Genomic DNA, 19,177 nt, shown 5'->3' with positions numbered 1-19,177 from the left:
CCCAAAGACAGTGAGTTTTTTTCTTTTGATTATAAGTGAGCTATCAACTTTCCTACCAAAATAAATTTTAAACATTAAAAAAACCAAGAAGCCAAACAGCTTCTTAGTCCATTTTTCGTACTTATTACTCGACACTACTGGTGCAATAATGTTTTCAATTGTATGTGCAATCTAGTGAGTTGATAATTGAGGAACCTTTTGAGCGTTTCTATTCAAATTAAATATCTTACTATTTTATAGAACCAATCTGCCGATCTCTAGCCGCACCTAGACCAAATATAAAGAGCAAGATTGACGCGCAAACCAATAGTAGTAATGGAATAGTCCAGCTATTAGTTACATCATGCAGATAGCCGAAGAGCGTTGGACCAGTAGCAGCAAGCAAATAGCCCACAGATTGTGCCATACCTGATAATTCCGCCGCTTGATAGGCATTTTCTGTACGCAGGCCAAAAAACATCATGGATAATCCAAACGCACAACCTCCTCCAATGCCTAGTAAAATAATCCACAAAACAATAAAATTCGAGCTTCCATAAAGTAATCCAAGTGTGCCACTTAAAAGCAACGTTGACGCAATGGTAACTAATGAACGCTGACTGGACATACGTCCTGCAATGATTGGAACTATAAATGTAAATGGTAGTAAAGCTAGCTGCATAATAGAAAGTAACCAGCCCGATTGATGAGAACTTATTCCTTGTTGCTTTAAAATTTCAGGTAGCCATGCGATAAGTACATAGAACACCATAGATTGTAAACCCATAAACAAAGTTACTTGCCACGCAAGAGCTGAACGCCATAAACTTACTCCACCGCCAGCCTTTTGATTTGGAAAGGATGTTGCTCTTTCCTTCCTACGTTTTATTTGAGGTAACCAAAATAGAATGGATACAAAGCTCAGAATCCCCCAAATTCCCAGTGCACCTTGCCACCCAAAGCCTAAGCCAACTGCAATAGGTACACTAATCCCCGAAGCCATTGCGCCAAATAAATTCATAGAGATGGAGTACACACCTGTCATTAAGCCCAGTTGTGTCGGAAACTCTCGTTTAATAAGACTAGGTAGTAATACATTACAGATGGCAATCGCTAATCCAAGAAGAGCTGTACCAACATATAAAGTAGCCACTCCTGATAGAGAACGTAAAATAATACCAAACATAAGGAAAATAACCGAAATTAGTATAAATAATTCCACTCCAAATTTTCGTCCTAATCTAGGCACGAAAGGTGAAAAAAGTGCAAAAGCCAGTAAAGGTAACGTAGTAATCATACCTGCTAATGTATTGGAAAGATGCAGATTGTCTCTAATAATACCTACTAAAGGACCTACCGAGGTTAAAGGAGCCCGTAAATTGGTTGCAATAAAAATGATGCCTACAATCATCACCCATACCGATGATTTATGAATAACTTCGTTTGATTTTATATCTTGATTTTTACTAATTTGATTCATGATTTTCCTCCTACTATTTTCACATATTCAAATGTTGGCATGCATTGCTCTGATTATAACTTACAACCCTATAAAGTATACTATAATATATTTTAAAGTAAATAGAGTATATTAAAATATATCAATAAGAATAAAAACGATCTCCATTCACTTAGAGGTAAAATCCACAACGCTTGCTGCGGACAATGCACGGACCACTGGCTTTCACACAGGAGTCTATGTAGATTTTTACCTTTAAAGTAAAAATAGCATACCAGGAGTCACTTCATTACCCCTAGCATGCTATTTTTACTTTTAGGACAGCCCATACTTGGACAACGCCGCTGATAAATGATTTAATTACTCGGTGCATATTTCAATATGATATGGAGGACAACAACATCATGAGAATTATTGATATATGAATGTGTACCATCTGCACGAAAACTAATAGAATCATATTCATTCAGTATGTATGACTCGTTGTTAACATTGATGGTAATTTTTCCAGACATGACTGTAGCGAGTTCTGTCGTATTAGGATGGTGTTTTTCCGGATAGTAGGAGCTATTCGGTTGTAAGTAGGCTCTAAACATTTCAGTTTCATTGCTTACATTTTGAAAAATCGGCTCAATTAGCCAGTTCTTCTCTTCTCCAGAAATACTTAATCCTTGACCAGCTCTAGAGAGATTCACACTGTTGTTAGTAGCGAATAATTCCATAAGTGGTACAGATAAGCTCTTCGAAATTTTCCACAACATACCTAATGTTGGATTGGTTTCCCCACGCTCAATATTTCCTAGTGTTAGCTTACTTACACCAGAAATTTTTGATAAATCTTCAAGACTTAATTGCCTTTCTTTCCGGAGTTTTTTTAGTACAGCGCCGACTTGTAAAACAACTTGTTTGTGATCATCAGTTCCCATGCTCATTTTAGTTCTCCTTTTAAAATCCATTACAAAAAATGAAAACGTAGTTTTATGTACTATTGTTGACTAAAAAATTATAAGTAAACCTTATTATACATTATGATAGATAATACAAACAAAAAGCTTATACTACTATATTTAAAATTACATCAAAAAATCCAAATCGGCATTTGCAGTGACTCCTTTCCCCCATACTTTAAATCGCTATTGCAAACCTACATTTCCTTGACCAAAAGCAAAGAAGGATTTCTAAAATAACTAGTAGAATTATAAAATAAAAGGAGGTTACGGAATGACAAAGTTTATTACTCATATTGCTACAATAGAGATACCTGTAACAAATCTAAAGAACGCTATCAATTTTTATAGTGAAATTCTAGGCGTGAAAACACACTCTCTAGCAGCGCAATCTGCCATGCTGACATTTAGCACAAAAGGCGTACCTACCCTCTACTTAGTCCAAACTGAAGAAAACGTTAGTTTATCTTTTAAAAACACAAACAATGCTGTGGTCCACAGCATAATTGACTTCTATACACCTGACCTAAAGGGCTTTTACAACTGGCTTAAAGAGAAGAACGTTGAAGTAGCAACACTCAATATCAACCATGATTCTGGCTATGGAGGATTCAGTTTTAAGGATCCTGATGGTAATACTTTCAGTGCTTGTAACATCCTTCATCCTGGTCAATGAATCTTCATATGCGGTAACAGACAAGCTCAATTACATATTCCTTGTACAATGCATGTGTGATCACAGCCCAAAAATAGACAATATAAAGGATGAATACAATGGATAATCAATTAAATTATATAATAGCCATTAGAAAAAATGGACAGCTTGAGAAAGCAAATGCATTGATTTTAAAGTTAGTTGAGAAAGAGCCCGACAATGCCTTGTATCACTATCATTGTGCATGGATCTATGATTCTTTAGGGAAAGAAACCGAGGCCATTCCACATTATGAAAAAGCGATTCATATAGGTCTAGAAAGAGAAGATTTAGAAGGCGCTTATTTAGGATTAGGTAGTACATATCGAACATTAGGTAACTATGAGCAATCAAAACGAGTTTTTCAACAAGCGATAGAAGAATTTCCACAAGCTGAGCACATCAAGGTCTTCCACGCAATGACACTTTATAATCTCGGTGAATTTTCAAAGGCAATGGAAACATTATTAAATAGTTTGATACTCACAACGAATGATGAGGGCATACAACAATATAGTAAAGCAATTCAATTTTACAGTGATAAGCTAGATCAAACTTGGGCGTAATAAAATTCGATAGCAAAAATAAGCTTTTCAGTAGCAAAAAATCAGGCTCACTTATGAGAACCTGATTTTTTTCTTTTTTATTTAGCAATGTTTATCTTTTTAGCAGTTGAAAAGATAGCTACAAATAATAATGAAATAATCCCTGTAAAGAATAATAGGTAGCCCACCGGTATTAAGAAAAATGGTTCTATTAAAGTACCGTCTGGTGCTACTTCACTCCCGATTATAGCATTAGCAGCAAAACAAATTATTCCTAAAAGGATTGGTGTAGCAGCGATTAGATATTTTTTCATACTATATTTCCTCCATTAATCATTTATTTCATCTTTTTTATATTCCAATATGTCACCTGGTTGACAGTCTAAAACTTCACATATTTTTTCTAAAGTTGAAAATTTGACAGCTTTCGCTTTACCATTTTTCAAAATAGAAACGTTAGCCATTGTAATGCCTAGTTTTTCCGATAATTCTGTAACACTCATTTTTCTTTTTGCTAACATGACGTCGAGATTTACAATGATCACCATAATTTACTGCACCTCAAATCGTTAGCTCATTATCCTGCTTTATCTCACTAGCTTTTCTCACTAAATAGGAAAGCATGGAAGTAAAAACAGCAATAATGACTGCGAAAAATAGAATGAGTAACAGAACAACTAAGACATTTGTGTGGTAACTTCCAACCACGAAAAGGTAAAGTAGAGCAGCTACATATAAAACACCTTCCGTCATCGCTAATATGCTTATTATTTTTAATCGATCTGCATTCTTGGCTGTAAAATCCTGATCCGTAGCAATATCCGCACAGATTTTCCATCCTAAACCCAATGCAATAAAAAACGGCATGCCTGTTATCCAGATAAATGCAACAAAAGGTTTATACAATTCCATTAAATTTTGCGAATCCACCAAAAGCTCTTTTCCGGTTTCTGGTCCAATATAGATGCAGAACAGTAAACCAAATAATCCACAAAACACAATTATCAATTTTAACCACCTTGATAATTCTTTTTGCTTCATGTAGCACCTCCTTGATAACTTTCTATTGCTATATTAAACACAAAAACATAATAAGTCAATAATTTTTTATCGTGAAACAATAAATAATTATCGTTCTTTACTTTGTTGTTTTTTCGGTATGCTAGAACTTACTGGAAAAACATCATCCCTCAGCATAGATGTCCCCTCTTTTTGAATCATTCGTTTCAAATCTATGTCATTTACCGAAAAATGCTTGTAAAGTGAGTAAATTATGCTAAAATAAGAACAAGCATTCGCTCTCTCTTAGTACTTTTTCGTGAAAGGATAAGGTTGTAAGAAGTAATTTGGAGCGAATAGCTGATTGAAAAATCATATTATTAACGTCGGATAATCTGTAATTAGTGCTTATAAAAAACGGTTGCTCAGTAACGAGCAACCGTACTTTATCTATTAATATTTCATTAGAAATTCATTCTATCGTCTTAATTAATGGCTTTAGATGCTTGTTTAATGAGTGCAGCTACCATCTTATCCATTTGTGCAAAGCGATCATCATGCGTCTGCCCTTTCACATATCGATAATAAATTTGCTGACAAATCACTGCTAATTTAAAGTATGCAAATGTAATATAATAATTAATTGCTGAGACATCTCGCCCACTTTTCTCCGCGTAGCGTGCAATGAATTCTTCCCGACAATAGAATCCAGGTAAAATCGTAATTGGTGGCTCTCCAAGTGCGTACAGCAGCATTTTTGGATCGTCGGCGTGCATCCAGTAGCTCAATGCTACACCAAGGTCTGCTAATGGGTCCCCAACAGTTGTCATTTCCCAATCAAAAAGCCCAATCATTTCACTATAGTCCTCGGAAAACATTGCATTATTCAACTTGTAATCGTAGTGAATAATTGTCGCCTCCTCATTCGTTGGGACATTTTCTTTTAACCAAGTCGTTAGCGCTTCTACTTCTGCAAAGTGTGACGTTTTTGCCTTATCATAACGTTCTATCCAGCCATCTACTTGACGCTGCATAAATCCTTGTGGCTTCACCATGTCTTTTAATGACGTTTCTTCATATGGTATGGCATGCAGTGCAACAAGCGAATCGACCATCTTTTCAGACAACTGGCGTGCTAAATCTTCTGTATTTTCGGTTCCAGACGGAAAGCGGGTGTCAAGTACGATGCCCTTTTTGCGTTCCATTAAGAAGAAATCACTACCGATTATGGCCTCATCATTGACATAGACATAAGGTGTTGGCACCGTAGCTAAAAATGGATGTAGCGCTGATAGAATCGTATATTCACGTTTCATATCATGCGCCTTCTTCGCAACGGGTCCAAGAGGTGGCCGCCGTAAAACAGCTTCAAAATCCCCGATTTTCAGACAATAGGTTAAATTTGAATGACCGGCACTAAATTGCGTAATTTCTAGCTTGCCCTCTGGTAAGTCTGGAAACTGTGTCTTTAAAAATGCATGCAGCCTTTCTGCATCAATCCGTTCACTTGCCCTTACTTGCATCGTATCCATGATAGCCCTCCTTAAATGATTGCACTCATGCCACCGTCCACGACAATGACATCCCCTGTGACATAGTCTGAAGCTGCCGCCGCTAAAAATAGCGCAACCCCTTTTAAATCATTTTCCGAACCTAAGCGTTTTAACGGTGTGGCCCCCATTAAATAATCTTGTCCTCGCTCAATTAAAATGCGTGACATTTTCGTTGGGAAAAAACCAGGTGCGATTGCATTAACATTCACACCGTAAGGCCCCCATTTCACTGCTAAATCTTTCGTTAAGGTGATGACTGCCCCTTTACTTGCGTTATAGCCAATCGTATCCATGAAATCAGGTAGTGTACCACCAAGCCCTGCAATCGAGGCGATATTAATAATTTTCCCAGACTGCTGTTCCAGCATCACTTTTCCCACTGCCTGGCTCATTAAAAACGTCCCATTGACGTTGACATCAAATACCTTTTGCCAAGCCTCATATGGCATGTCTACAGCTGGTGTGCCCCAAGATGCGCCGCTGTTATTTACTAAAATATCAATACTGCCAAACGATTCCATAGTTTTTGTCAATACATGCGCAACATCTTCCGGTTTTGTCACATCACATGCAAGTGCTAGTGTTTGTACGCCTAATGCCGCTAGTTCTACTGCTACTTCTTCACATGCCTCAACCTTACGTGAGCACAGCACGACATTGGCGCCTGCCTCTGCAAAGCCTTGTGCAATTTGCGCTCCAAGGCCACGCCCTCCACCAGTCACAATAGCCGTTTTACCCTTTAAACTAAATAGGTCTAGTACGCTCATTTCACCAGCTCCTCTTGTTTTGTAGCATGCTTTTTCAATTCAAGCTTCGCAACAGTATTTCGATGGACCTCGTCTGGACCATCAGCTAGACGCAATGTACGTGAATTTGCCCATTGTGCAGCAAGGGTTGTATCTGGTCCCACTCCAGCGGCACCAAATGCTTGAATTGCACGGTCAATCACACGTAATGCCATATTTGGTGCTACAACTTTAATCATTGCAATTTCAGCTTTTGCTGCTTTATTACCAACCGTGTCCATCATATAGGCAGCCTTTAACGTTAATAGTCTCGCTTGCTCAATATCAATGCGAGATTCTGCAATACGCTCACGCATCACCCCTTGGTCTGCCAATGGTCGATGGAAAGCTTTTCGCTCCTGTACTCGTACACACATTTCTTCTAAGGCACGTTCAGCAGCTCCAATCAGACGCATACAATGGTGAATACGGCCTGGCCCCAATCGACCTTGTGCAATGGCAAAGCCCTTACCCTCACCCCATAATATATTTTCTACTGGTACCCGAACATTCGTAAATGTAACCTCACCATGTCCTTCTGGTGCGTGGTCATAACCAAAAGCTGTTAACATACGCTCAATTTTAACGCCTGGCGTATCCATTGGTACTAAAATCATCGACTGTTGCTCATGGATTGGTTTCGTAGCATCTTTATGTTTGCCCATAAAAATAGCAATTTTACAGCGTGGATCTCCAGCTCCTGTTGTCCACCACTTATGACCATTTAATAGATAATCATCGCCATCACGTTCAATACTTGCCTCAATATTTGTTGCATCACTTGACGCCACTGCTGGCTCTGTCATCGCAAAGCAGGAACGAATATCCCCTCGAAGTAATGGTTCTAGCCATTGCTTCTTCTGTTGTTCAGAACCGTAACGCACAAGTACTTCCATATTCCCTGTATCAGGCGCATTGCAATTAAACACTTCAGGCCCGAGAAGAGAACGCCCCATAATTTCACAGAGCGGTGCATATTCTAAATTGCTTAGACCAGCACCATACTCGCTATCAGGCAAAAATAAATTCCATAAGCCCGCTTCCTTCGCCTTCGCCTTCAATTCCTCCATAATCGGTGGAATTGCCCCCCAGCGATCCTCCATTGCTTCTACTTGTGCAGCATACACGGCTTCATTTGGATAAATATGTTGCTCCATAAAATTCGTTAGCTTCTCTTGTAGTGCTACCACTTTTTCGCTATAAGAAAAATTCATATGAAAGCCCCCTTTGATTAAACATCGAATTTAAAATGAATGATTATTCATTCTTATTCTTACAATAAATGTTACCGCTATATTTCTCGTAAATCAATCACCTATTAAACAAAAATTTGAAATAAAGGGAAAATTCATACACAAACACCATAATTACTCTCACCGATTTGTCGTTGGTTAAAAAGAGCTGATAGAACATAAAGTTTCATTGAAATAACATTCACAACATTTTTCGCTTGTTAAAGAATTGATTAATATCGTCAATTAATTGACGAATCGCAAAAGGAAGATGTCGATTTTTCAAATACACCAAGTAAACATTTCGTTGTAAAGCTGGACAATCAATTTCTTTTTGTACGATTGTTTTCGCAGTAGGCCCTTGTAAATAATTTTCCGGTAGAATGGTAATACCTAAATTTTCTCGAACAAGTGACACAGCCGTTTCAAAACGTTCAATTTCAAATTGAATAGTTAATTCTTTGCCTGCATTTTCAAAGGTATTCAATATATCTTGTCTCGTTTGAAAACCTTCAGTACTAATAATAAAAGGCTCCTTACATAAATCAGTAATGGTCAGTTTATCTTTTACTGCTAATGGATGATTTAATGGTAAAACTGCAACAAGTCGTTCTTCATATAAGCACTTTACTTCAAAATCCTCGTCATCAATCAACTGATTCGTAATAATTAAATGTGTTTTATAACTTCTAAGCGATTTTTTTACACGTTTACTGCCCAATATATCTACTAAATGAATCTTCATCTGCGGATATTCCTTCTTATAGACAGTAATAACTTTTGGTAACCAGTGCTTGATAGATTCCATCACGCCAATGGTTATTTCACTAGTGCCATGCACGACAACTTCGTCCATTTCTATTTTTAAAATCTCCATATTTTTTAATATCACTTTTGCTCTATCATAAAGCAGCTGGCCAGCTTCTGTTAAATGAAGATTTCTCGTATTTCTTTCAAGTAATTGTGAACCAATTTCTTGTTCTAATTTCTTTATAGCGTTACTTAAAGAAGGCTGAGATATATGCAGTTTTTCTGCCGCCTTCGAGTAATTCATTTGTTCAATCACCGCTATAAAATATTGCAATTGTTTCAAATCCATAACAACACTCCTCTATATTTATAGCTAAAAACTATAGATTAATAACAATTATATATTAGTAATTATAATTGTGCGAATATATAATGAATTTACACTACATGAATATTGCTAACGGAGTTGATAAAGATATGTATACGATGACAGATAAAAAACAATGGAAAGGCCGAATAGACTCAACAACAAATACGAGCAGTTTCCGCTTACATCAAAAAGTAACTCGAATTCCTATTAATGATGTAAGCGCTTCAGATAGTCTCCAAGCGGGGATTGTAGGTTTTATCTGCGATGAAGGCGTACGTCGCAATCAAGGGCGAATTGGTGCGGCAAATGGGCCAAATGCACTTCGCGAATCATTAGCAAGCTTGCCATGGACATTTGACGAGGATCAGCAAATTGTCGATGTCGGAAATATTCTTTGCCTAAATCATGCTTTAGAGGATGCACAGCGTGAGCTTGGCGAGATTGTCGAAATATTACGAAAGAAAAAAATGAAGTGTGTCGTACTTGGCGGTGGCCATGAAACGCTATATGGACATTATTTAGGTGTTCGTGCTTCATTGCAAAGCGAGGCCAAAATCGGCATTATAAATATCGATGCACATTTTGATTTACGTTCATACGATACGCAACCATCCTCTGGTACCATGTTCCGCCAGATTTTAGAGCAAGATGCAAATACAGATTATTTTGTGCTAGGCATCCAGCGATACGGTAACACCAAGGAGTTATTTGACAAGGCACACGAGCTACAAGTGAAATATGTATTAGAAGAACATCTAACAGCACAAAGTAAACCTCAAATAATCCATGACTTGCAACAATTTATGGATGGACATGACTATATTTTGTTAACTTTATGTATGGATGTACTAAACGCGGCAGTTGCACCGGGCGTAAGTGCCCCATCACCGTTTGGACTCGATCCAACATTTGTACGTACACTAATTCAACAAGTGACTTCCCATCCAAATACACATTCCTTTGATATTTGTGAGGTAAATCCATTACTTGATGAGAATGGACGAACAGTCAAATTAGGTGCCTACTTTGTCTATGAAGCACTTAATAACTTACTTAGGGGGAATGGTTAATGATGGAATTTAATCAAATAACAACAATATTTTTAGCAGTCGCACTATTCGCATTGGGCAGTTTGCTCATCAATAAAATAAATTTTTTAAAGCGTTTCTGTATTCCAGCTCCAGTTGTTGGCGGCTTACTTTTCGCCGCGTTAGCAACAATTTTAAAGACAACTGGCGTTTTAGAAATTACGCTGGATACTTCCTTACAAAGCCTATTTATGATTACATTTTTCACAACAATCGGTTTAGGTGCAAGTTTTAAACTTGTGAAACTAGGAGGTAAACTTTTAGTCATCTATTGGTTGGCATGTGGCTTCCTAGCACTTATGCAAAATGTTATTGGCGTATCACTTGCTTCACTTATGGGTATTCATCCTTTAATCGGTATGATGGCCGGAGCCGTGTCAATGGAAGGTGGACACGGTGCAGCAGCAGCATTTGGACAAACATTAGAAGATTTAGGTATTTCATCAGCTATGACAATCGGCGCAGCAGCGGCAACATGTGGTTTAGTAGCTGGGGGTCTAATCGGTGGACCGATTGTCAAATATTTAGTGAGTAAATATAATTTAACACCAGACGAGCAGGAAACAGAAGAAGTTGACTACGAAAATAAAAAAGAACAAATTACATCAGACTCATTCTTTACACAAGTATTGCTAATTACATTTTGTATGGCTGTGGGTACGTATGTTGGCACATTATTCTCAGAAGCTACAGGCTTTGTCTTACCAGGCTATGTGGGTGCGATGTTTGTGGCGGTATTCGTTCGTAATATATTGGACAAAGTAAAACCTGACGCAATTAATATGAAAAGCATTTCTTTAATCGGTGACGTAACACTAGGTATTTTCTTATCCATGGCGTTAATGAGCATTAGACTATGGGAAATTGCAGATTTAGCACTACCACTATTTGTTATTGTTTTTGTGCAAGTATTATTTATCGTGTTATTTAGTACATTTGTATTATTTAAATTACTCGGTAAGAATTACGATGCTGCTGTAATGGTTGCTGGGTTTGCCGGACATGGCTTAGGTGCAACACCGAATGCGATGGCCAATATGTCCGCCGTTGTTCAACGTTTTGGACCTTCGAAAAAAGCTTTTATCGTTGTACCGATTGTAGGTGCATTTTTAATCGATGTCTTTGGCATCCCTATTATTATTACAACAATCAATTTATTTAAATAATAAGCAAAGCCGTGCATTCGTCTTAACAGACAATTGCACGGCTTTTTAACTCTTAATATAGCTTAAACTTAATAGTATTTAATTATTGTAATATTTCACTAACGGTTACAAATTCATAGCCCTGCTGTTGTAAATAAAGAATGACATTCTCAAGACCATTTGCTGTAGATTGGTGGATATCATGCATTAAAATGATACTTCCATCTTTCACTGAAGCTTTGACATTTGCTAATATTTTGTCTGCGTTACGATGCTTCCAGTCAAGCGTATCCACTGACCATAAAATAGAAGGCATCGTAATGACAGCACGCACTTGTTCACTCGTCGCTCCATACGGTGGTCGGAAAACTGTTGGATATTGTCCAATAGCAGCGTAAATGGCATTGCTTGTACGGTCAACCTCTTGTTTAACATTTACTTTCGTTAAAGTTGTTAACTTTGGATGATTCCAAGTATGGTTACCAATTTCATGGCCTTCCTCATAAACTTTCTTCAGAGTCGCTGGGTTTCTCGAAACATTTTTACCAACCATAAAGAAGGTTGCTTTTACATCGTATTTTTTTAAAATCGCTAAAATTTGTGGGGTTACTTTTGCATCGGGTCCATCATCAAATGTTAACGCCACTCGTTTTTTTGCACCTTGCGCTACGGTAACGCCTTTATTATATACCTTGTTATCAAGAATCATGACATCCGCCAGCTCTGATGCCTTTATGTAGCCTTGCTGATCGCCCGCTTCAACATATGCCCAACCTGCAAATGTAGCATAGTGTTGCACAATTGTTTGATTAGCAATCGTCCCAATAACTTTACCACTTGGACTAGCCGTCAAATGGACCGCGGCACCGTTAACAGCATTTACCCGCTTCTTAGTTAGAGTCGGTTTCTTTAAAGTATTTGTTGCGGCATACCCTGTTTCATGTCCATATTGGACAAAAGACCAACCACCAGGTGCTGTTCCATACACAACAACGGTACTGTTTTCATAGAGTTGTCCTGTCTTTTGTGCGCTAGGACTTGGATATGTAAACAAACTCGTGCCACCCTTTTTTGCCACAATTAACTTCTCTGACGTAGGATTCGTTAATGTAGTCGTTGCCACATACCCTTCTAGCTGTTGTGTTTGGATATGTGTCCATTCCTGATTAAATGGTGTAGCTTTCACAAAACTCCCTTGTGCAACATGACCCATTACGGCGCTTTCTGTAGAAGCTTCACCATAAACTGTGGCATCCTTTGTAACCTGCTGGATAACTGATGAACTCTCAGCATTTGCAGTAGCTTGGCCTACAACTACGACACTTATCAAAAATGTCAAAAACATAGCATAGGATAAAAATTTTTTCATCATTCTACACCGCCTTTTTACAATCACTGCTGTCATTTTCCTATGTGAAATATCCGCAAAACATAGGATCTGATTTTTATTATAGAAGAATAGATTGTTCCAGAAAATAGTATAAATCAACTAGAATCCGTTATTGAAAATTGTTTAATGGATGTTTTCGTTTGGTATAAAAATAGCTTTAGCAATTGCTTCATCTCTTGAAATAGAGGGAGCAAACCACCTACTCTATGATTCATTGTCTGTTTTGTAAATAACACGTAGCACCTCCCCACTCAAATTGAATTGGTCGATTGTATCCCCCCAGTGCCAGCTATCTTACTGACATTTTGATGATCGCGTGCCGGCACAGGGCTCCCAAGTGTGACCTTATCTATTTCAGGCACCTTTACTTCGCACCCTGTTAATAAGACGATACAGGGAACAAAAAAAGTTACTACTTTTTTAAATTTTTTCCACCTATAGCGCAGCATATGCAGCAAGTGCATCTTCAACATGGAATGGTGTTGTCCACGGACCCGATGCATTCGTAGTGACAAAAATAAATAATGCATCATTTTTTTCGATAACAGAGGCTAAGCATAGCCCCGCTTCTGGCGTATACCCTGTTTTACCCCCTACAATGGCATCTGCAACTCCTGGCATTTTAGAATAAAGTGTACTTGCTATAGTAAGCTCATCAGGTACATATGTTGTATAACTTTTTGTCGTCAAAATTTGATAAAAATATGGATTTTCAATAGCATAACGAAATAACCGACTAATATCTCGAACACTGGATACATGTGCAGCATCATGTAGACCACTGGTATTGGCAAAATGCGTGTCAGCTAACCCCAGTTCACGAGCTTTATCATTCATCAGTGCAACAAACTCCCCCTCGCTACCGGCAATAACATTCGCAAGCGTAGCTGTTGCATCTGCACCGGACGCCAGTAATGTACCGTATAACAAATCTTCAATCGTCACTAAATCCCCTGCCTTAAAGCCTGCCATGGAGGCATTTTGTGCAGTAAACTCCGTAATTGTTTGTGGTGCAACCATAGTTTGCATCTGAAGATCCTCACTGGCCTCAATAGCTACGATTGCCGTCATTATCTTCGTTAACGATGCTGGATAGATAATGGCATCTGCATTTTTTTCATATAACACGTCACCATTTTCGTTCAGTAATAAAGCATTTTTACTATGTAACGAAGGTAGCTCAATTACAGCCTGCTCCGATGGTTTATTAAAATAAAAATAGGATGCCACAACACCTATACAACAAAGTAAAATGAATTTTTTCAAAAAAACGCCCCCTATAGTAATTATAATAAAGGACAAATCTGAATATTCCTGTTGGCAATTTATGAAGAAATTATTAAGAACTTGAGAAGTTGTTATCATCGATCGTTCTCAATTCACTGCAATAGACGAACCTTGGACGCTGTTACTATTCATTAGTCGCTCTTTTCTTCGTTTATTCACCAAATGAAATAGGTAATAGTCTACCTCGTTGTACTCCTGACATTTCCAAAGTGATAGCATTCATTGTACTTTAAGTAATCAGACCCATTTTAATTTTCCAGAAGAGTAATTATTAACTTCTGGTTAATGGACATATTACCAACCACATACCAATTTCTAAACATAGATTACTGATGTAAGGCAAGTGCTGGCTTTACTTAACAATCAAGAAGGGAAGTTGACAATGGAGGACAAAAGATACGTGATGAATTGCAATTACGATAAAGGTCATAAAGCCTACAAATACAGTATTATTGAAAATCATTCCGATTATGAAGACGACCAATGGGATTATAAAATCGACATTCACAAATACAAGGTCGACAAATGTCGCTGTCGTAAAGATGACAAACACTACCACGAAGACAAATGTCGCTGTCATAAAGAAGATAAATGCCGATATGAAGACGACAAACACTTCAGCCATAAAGACGATAAAGGCGATCATAGATATGACAACCATTGTAAAAATTGTGTTTGTAATCAATTAAGAAAATTAGAACCCGGGACTTTAGTAGATGTATTCTTATCGAGTGGTGTTAGTTTCTGTGCTCTTACTTTTATCAGCCTGGATCCGCGAAATTGCTGTGCACACTTTCTAGAATTAGGAGAAACGCATAAACCACTTACCATAGACTGTCAAAAAATTGACGCTATTCGTAGAAATCATTGCTAACTTTTAAGGGGTCTCTTCCTATACGGAAGACCCTTTTAATGTTGTTTTCCCCCAGACAAATTCGTTAAACATTTAGAAACGAAACTTGTCTCCAATTATGTAAGAGTAGTCACCGTTAATAAAAATCATCGAATTCTAAGGAAATTCGATTAATCTTCTTATTGGATAATTTAAAGAACACATCTTGGGCTACTTCTAGCTTTAGTGCATTGTCCTTTTCTAGCCCAGCGTAGATCCCACGTAAAATCCGCCCTGTCAAACCATGAGAAACGGCAAGCACTTTTGGTTCATGTTTAATGCTATCGAGCCAATCTGTTAGTCTACTTACAACTGCATCATAACTTTCTCCATTTGGAGCTTTAAAATACCAATTATAGACATCTGAATTGTTAAAAAAGCTTGGCCATGTGTTTTCAAATTCTTTAGTTGTTAACCCAGCCCAATCTCCTACATCCACTTCGGTTAGTCGATTGTCCTTCGCTACATTTTTAACATCATATCCAATTGCTTCACAAATAATTTCGGTACTTTTTAAGGCCCTACCTAATGGACTTGAAACAACCTTCCAATCATTAGGATTCCCGATTAAACTTTTCAACATGTCAGCATTTTGTCGAACTTGTTCTATTCCAACATCCGTCAAAGGGGAATCGAGCACGCCTTGGTATCGTCCTTGTTTATTAAATTGCGTTTCCCCATGACGAAGTAAGTAAATAATTTGATCCATTCACGACGCCCCCTTTTCAATCTCAAAGTTTTACTAATCGCATTGTACAGTTAAACTCACAACAGTACAAACATAAATACAGCAGCAAAGAACAAACATAATGGGCTATAAAACCATGTATCGTTTCTAGCAAACTGAGAATGTTTTATTTTTTTGAAAAATCCTACATATTTAAAATCACCGATAGCTCGGATAAAGAAAACAACCGTACAAACAATACAGCCCATTCTAGAAATAATATTTGCTTGAAAGCTTTGTAAAAAATCGCCTTGTACAAGTAGCAGCAATGCTGCCATACAAATAAGGACTGCTACCAATAGTGTCCCCGTTTTCCTCGGAACAAAAGCTAGTCCATCTCCCCCTCCCTTAACGGGTATGACAACAGTAGAACTCCAACGGCCTCCACAAGCCCAATAAACATGGAGCATACTAATAAGGCATAGCATACTGACAGCTAATAACGTCAAAATCAATTTCATTTGTTTTCCTCCAATGCCATTTTATTTATAAAACATACGCTTCCGTATGTTACGGCGTGAAATTTGTCCCTACACCTATACAACTGTTAGGGACATTTAAAATCATATATTTACTAATAGCTCAAACATTTTTTCTATATCAAAATTAGGATTTGCTTCAAACCTAGTCATCCACCCTACATATGTTAAATAAGCAAGTCTCGCTCGGTCTACCGCTTGTGAATCGCCTATTCCTTTTTTTTGATATAATTTTGCAACGCAATAAATTCTTTGTTCCTCAATTTCTACTAAGCGCGCGGCCACATGTGCATTGTATTTAGCCCAGTCGTAAATTCCAATCTCGATTTTCTTATTACTACTAAAGCTAATGCGTAAAAGTTGTTCTAATGAGGAATCCTCTTGTTCCATACTATGAATTATCCGCTTCGTTGCATGTATTTCCCAATAATCTATCATCGAATTTAATAGATCTTGATGGTCACGAAAATAGTGGTAGAAGCTCCCTTTGCTTATTTTCAGTGAACGAGCAAGTGTTTCGATGCGAACTTTATGTATGCCAACTTCGGCTAATTGCTGTAAACCAGCCTTTACCCAGTCTTCTCTTGTTAATTGCATAATTCACCTCCTCATTAATATAAGATACGGTAGCGTATGTTTTTATCAGATTACTTCTTAATCTAAACTTTGTCAATTTAATTCATCCAATGTGGAGACGTCCATGAATTTTAAAGAAAGGCTGTGTTTAATTACAGTGTTAATATAATCACCCGTATAATTGTTCAAAAACAAGATTAAGAGTATACGTTCAGGTTGTTTTAAACTATTAGATACACTTTCTTTTGATACGAATGAACGTAGTATTCTAACATTTGAGATGAAAAGTTGTTTTTTTCCGATGAATGAAACAAACGCAATAATTCCATTAAGAAAAATTATAACTTAGAAAGGGGTTAAATCGTCTATAAATTAGACAAAACAAGTTGCCTTCGTTGAAAAAAGGACAGTAGTACCGTCCTTATATAAAATGCCATTCCCTTGTTTCTTATTTTGAATAAATTCCCCTTGATAGATGATTTGCCCTTTTAAATACATAATGCCGTTGCCCTGCTTCATATGATTGACAAATTCACCTTCGAATAATAGTTCACCCTCCTGGTCAAAAATCGTACCCATGCCATCATAAATGTCATAGCTTGAAACATTTTTCTTGACGCCTCCGCGATACATGACGATGCCATGTGGATAAAAAAGTTCTTTTTCTTCATAATTATGTGTCATTTAATTGCTATCCTTTATCATTTCAGTATATGCTCAATTATAGCGTGGAGTGGAATACATAAGAATGAATTTTCAGAATTTAAGGAGAGCCACATGAAAAAAAGATATAAAATACTTTCCGGTATATTACTTACCCTCATCATTCTCTACATATCTACAATGCTATTAACGAGAGATTCAACTTTTGATAAGGAGGTATTGGAAATGCTCGAAATAGAGCATATTGATGAAGTTGAAATCATTCGAGCATCCGACGAAAAAACAATCAATATAACTGATGCAGCTATGATTGATCAAATCATGCAACATTTTAATGAGCAACCACTCCGAAAAGTACGTTTTTCTAACTCAGACTTTAAAGAGGCTTATTGGCTAACATTACGTCTTCATGATGAACGGACAATTGGTATGCGTCTTGACGATTCAAAGCATCTCTATGTTTTTTTGTACGAGGAAAATTATATGAAAGATTACAAGCTATTAGATGACTTGGATCTAACGTTTATCGAAGAATTATTTTGAGGACAGATAGCAAAACCCGTGTACCAATATACACGGGTTCATCTCTTATATATACAGATAGTTTTGTTGCATGGATTGAATGATATCAATCATTTCTTCTCTTAATTCGAGAGGCTCCAGCACCTCAATACTCGCCCCTTGGCTAAGTAGCCACATTTTAATACCGCGACCAAAAACTTCCGCTTCAAATATGCATTGCCCTTCTTTATTTGACAACATTTTAGCTGTTGGTAACCGATCTAATACTGCCTGTGGCGATATGCCTGTAAATATAAATTTCATGCGCATGAGTTCTCCAGCGTGCATAAATTGAATACGCTTGCGAAATTCCCCTTCCTGAAAACGTTCTGAATAGGGTATTTGAAATTTCTTCTCAAGCTCAAGGAAATGTTGAATACGATCAATACGATACACAATAGGCAAATCCTTTTCATGCTTGCTATCATAAGCTATTAAATAGAAATAGTATTCCGAGAAAATAACGCCAAGTGGCTTTAAGATTTTTTCTGTAGGCATTGTCTCGCCTTCTCGTAAATAATCAATTTTAATCAACTTCTTCTTTTGAATCGCTTCTGATATAGCCCAAATTAAATGCAGTAAGGACTTTTTATGATTTAAATCCACGTATAAGTGTTTCTCATTTAAAATTATATTATGAATAAACTCTTGTTTATCTGCAGCTACAATAGAAATAAGTTTATCTATAATGTCACTCATTTCCGATTTTAGTAGTGCTCTTGATTCGATTAGTATTTTAACAATCGCTAACACTTGCTCTTTCGATAAAATCTTTTTTCCTGTATTCGTAAGCTTATATAGTTTTTCTGTCCGCACATACTCTAAATGACAATCTAATTTAGCTTGTTCAATATAGGCTCTAATTTGATCTAAATCTCGTTGTATGGTTTTTTCACCAACATTATGTGTAAATGCTTCTTGCTTTTTGTTTATTCCTTGACCATCCATCAGTCTGTCAAACATTGAAATGACACGATAGCCTTTGTTTTGTTGTGAATCCACCATATATCCCACTCTTTCTCCATAGTTACTCTCTCATTATACAAAACGAGATGG

Annotated in this window: 23 protein-coding genes; 5 read left to right on the top strand and 18 right to left on the bottom strand. The window is 37.2% G+C overall.

What is annotated here, in order from left to right:
• Positions 1–229: 229 nt before the first annotated feature.
• Positions 230–1,459, bottom strand: a complete 1,230-nt coding sequence (locus ACOMCU_RS07815) for a CynX/NimT family MFS transporter (protein ID WP_421049830.1) — start codon at positions 1,457–1,459, stop codon at positions 230–232.
• A gap of 335 nt (positions 1,460–1,794) precedes the next feature.
• Positions 1,795–2,370, bottom strand: a complete 576-nt coding sequence (locus ACOMCU_RS07810; RefSeq protein WP_036130237.1) for a helix-turn-helix domain-containing protein — start codon at positions 2,368–2,370, stop codon at positions 1,795–1,797.
• A gap of 289 nt (positions 2,371–2,659) precedes the next feature.
• On the opposite strand from ACOMCU_RS07810, the gene ACOMCU_RS07805 reads away from it, so the two are divergent.
• Positions 2,660–3,061, top strand: a complete 402-nt coding sequence (locus ACOMCU_RS07805) for a VOC family protein (protein WP_421049829.1) — start codon at positions 2,660–2,662, stop codon at positions 3,059–3,061.
• Positions 3,062–3,159: 98 nt separating this feature from the next.
• On the top strand, positions 3,160–3,645 hold the full coding sequence (locus ACOMCU_RS07800) for a tetratricopeptide repeat protein (protein WP_421049828.1): 486 nt from the start codon (positions 3,160–3,162) through the stop codon (positions 3,643–3,645).
• Between the two features lie 77 nt (positions 3,646–3,722).
• Here ACOMCU_RS07800 and ACOMCU_RS07795 read toward each other — a convergent pair whose 3' ends face one another.
• The 7 genes from ACOMCU_RS07795 to ACOMCU_RS07765 all read right to left on the bottom strand — a co-directional run bounded on the left by ACOMCU_RS07795 (position 3,723) and on the right by ACOMCU_RS07765 (position 9,292).
• Positions 3,723–3,938 (bottom strand): DUF3955 domain-containing protein, encoded by a 216-nt coding sequence (locus ACOMCU_RS07795; RefSeq protein WP_010859504.1) that lies wholly within the window; start codon positions 3,936–3,938, stop codon positions 3,723–3,725.
• Positions 3,939–3,953: 15 nt separating this feature from the next.
• A complete protein-coding gene (locus tag ACOMCU_RS07790; RefSeq protein ID WP_421049827.1) occupies positions 3,954–4,172 on the bottom strand; it encodes a helix-turn-helix domain-containing protein in 219 nt (72 codons plus the stop codon).
• A 13-nt stretch (positions 4,173–4,185) separates the two neighbouring features.
• Positions 4,186–4,665 carry a DUF2975 domain-containing protein gene (locus tag ACOMCU_RS07785; protein ID WP_010859506.1) on the bottom strand — a complete coding sequence of 160 codons (480 nt, stop codon included), beginning with the start codon at positions 4,663–4,665 and terminating at the stop codon, positions 4,186–4,188.
• A gap of 443 nt (positions 4,666–5,108) precedes the next feature.
• Positions 5,109–6,155 (bottom strand): phosphotransferase family protein, encoded by a 1,047-nt coding sequence (locus ACOMCU_RS07780; protein ID WP_421049826.1) that lies wholly within the window; start codon positions 6,153–6,155, stop codon positions 5,109–5,111.
• A gap of 11 nt (positions 6,156–6,166) precedes the next feature.
• Positions 6,167–6,943: an SDR family oxidoreductase gene (locus ACOMCU_RS07775; RefSeq protein WP_010859508.1), complete on the bottom strand. Its 777-nt coding sequence runs from the start codon at positions 6,941–6,943 to the stop codon at positions 6,167–6,169.
• Complete coding sequence (locus tag ACOMCU_RS07770) at positions 6,940–8,175, bottom strand: acyl-CoA dehydrogenase family protein (RefSeq protein ID WP_010859509.1); 1,236 nt, start codon at positions 8,173–8,175, stop codon at positions 6,940–6,942. Before ACOMCU_RS07770 ends, ACOMCU_RS07775 begins: the two co-directional genes overlap by 4 nt.
• A 220-nt stretch (positions 8,176–8,395) precedes the next feature.
• Positions 8,396–9,292, bottom strand: coding sequence for a LysR family transcriptional regulator (locus tag ACOMCU_RS07765; RefSeq protein WP_010859510.1), 897 nt, complete (start codon positions 9,290–9,292; stop codon positions 8,396–8,398).
• Between the two features lie 128 nt (positions 9,293–9,420).
• On the opposite strand from ACOMCU_RS07765, the gene hutG reads away from it, so the two are divergent.
• Positions 9,421–10,383, top strand: a complete 963-nt coding sequence (gene hutG / locus ACOMCU_RS07760; RefSeq protein ID WP_421049868.1) for a formimidoylglutamase — start codon at positions 9,421–9,423, stop codon at positions 10,381–10,383.
• Positions 10,383–11,567: a sodium/glutamate symporter gene (gene gltS, locus ACOMCU_RS07755; RefSeq protein WP_010859512.1), complete on the top strand. Its 1,185-nt coding sequence runs from the start codon at positions 10,383–10,385 to the stop codon at positions 11,565–11,567. Before hutG ends, gltS begins: the two co-directional genes overlap by 1 nt.
• 82 nt (positions 11,568–11,649) lie before the next feature.
• On the opposite strand, the gene ACOMCU_RS07750 is transcribed toward gltS, so the two are convergent.
• The 8 genes from ACOMCU_RS07750 to ACOMCU_RS07715 all read right to left on the bottom strand — a co-directional run bounded on the left by ACOMCU_RS07750 (position 11,650) and on the right by ACOMCU_RS07715 (position 17,581).
• A complete protein-coding gene (locus ACOMCU_RS07750) occupies positions 11,650–12,918 on the bottom strand; it encodes a polysaccharide deacetylase family protein (protein WP_421049825.1) in 1,269 nt (422 codons plus the stop codon).
• Positions 12,919–13,031: 113 nt separating this feature from the next.
• A complete protein-coding gene (locus ACOMCU_RS07745) occupies positions 13,032–13,172 on the bottom strand; it encodes a hypothetical protein (protein WP_421049824.1) in 141 nt (46 codons plus the stop codon).
• A gap of 199 nt (positions 13,173–13,371) precedes the next feature.
• A complete protein-coding gene (locus ACOMCU_RS07740) occupies positions 13,372–14,202 on the bottom strand; it encodes a D-alanyl-D-alanine carboxypeptidase family protein (RefSeq protein ID WP_421049823.1) in 831 nt (276 codons plus the stop codon).
• Positions 14,203–14,575: 373 nt separating this feature from the next.
• Entirely contained in the window at positions 14,576–14,869 is a 294-nt protein-coding gene (locus tag ACOMCU_RS07735) for a hypothetical protein (protein ID WP_421049822.1), read from the bottom strand.
• Between the two features lie 343 nt (positions 14,870–15,212).
• On the bottom strand, positions 15,213–15,824 hold the full coding sequence (locus ACOMCU_RS07730) for a histidine phosphatase family protein (RefSeq protein WP_421049821.1): 612 nt from the start codon (positions 15,822–15,824) through the stop codon (positions 15,213–15,215).
• 56 nt (positions 15,825–15,880) lie between these two features.
• Positions 15,881–16,303 (bottom strand): DUF3995 domain-containing protein, encoded by a 423-nt coding sequence (locus ACOMCU_RS07725; protein ID WP_010859517.1) that lies wholly within the window; start codon positions 16,301–16,303, stop codon positions 15,881–15,883.
• A 102-nt stretch (positions 16,304–16,405) separates the two neighbouring features.
• On the bottom strand, positions 16,406–16,918 hold the full coding sequence (locus ACOMCU_RS07720; protein WP_421049820.1) for a TetR/AcrR family transcriptional regulator: 513 nt from the start codon (positions 16,916–16,918) through the stop codon (positions 16,406–16,408).
• A gap of 351 nt (positions 16,919–17,269) precedes the next feature.
• Positions 17,270–17,581 carry a hypothetical protein gene (locus ACOMCU_RS07715; RefSeq protein ID WP_421049818.1) on the bottom strand — a complete coding sequence of 104 codons (312 nt, stop codon included), beginning with the start codon at positions 17,579–17,581 and terminating at the stop codon, positions 17,270–17,272.
• A 204-nt stretch (positions 17,582–17,785) separates the two neighbouring features.
• On the opposite strand from ACOMCU_RS07715, the gene ACOMCU_RS07710 reads away from it, so the two are divergent.
• Positions 17,786–18,103, top strand: coding sequence for a hypothetical protein (locus ACOMCU_RS07710; protein ID WP_421049817.1), 318 nt, complete (start codon positions 17,786–17,788; stop codon positions 18,101–18,103).
• Between the two features lie 45 nt (positions 18,104–18,148).
• On the opposite strand, the gene ACOMCU_RS07705 is transcribed toward ACOMCU_RS07710, so the two are convergent.
• On the bottom strand, positions 18,149–19,126 hold the full coding sequence (locus ACOMCU_RS07705) for a helix-turn-helix transcriptional regulator (protein ID WP_010859521.1): 978 nt from the start codon (positions 19,124–19,126) through the stop codon (positions 18,149–18,151).
• Between the last annotated feature and the right edge of the window lie 51 nt (positions 19,127–19,177).

The sequence above is a fragment of the Lysinibacillus sp. UGB7 genome (assembly GCF_049058285.1).
Classification (GTDB): Bacteria; Bacillota; Bacilli; order Bacillales_A; family Planococcaceae; genus Lysinibacillus; species Lysinibacillus sphaericus_B.
Note: the sequence above shows the minus strand (reverse complement) of the source record. Positions and strands in the feature narration are given on the sequence as shown.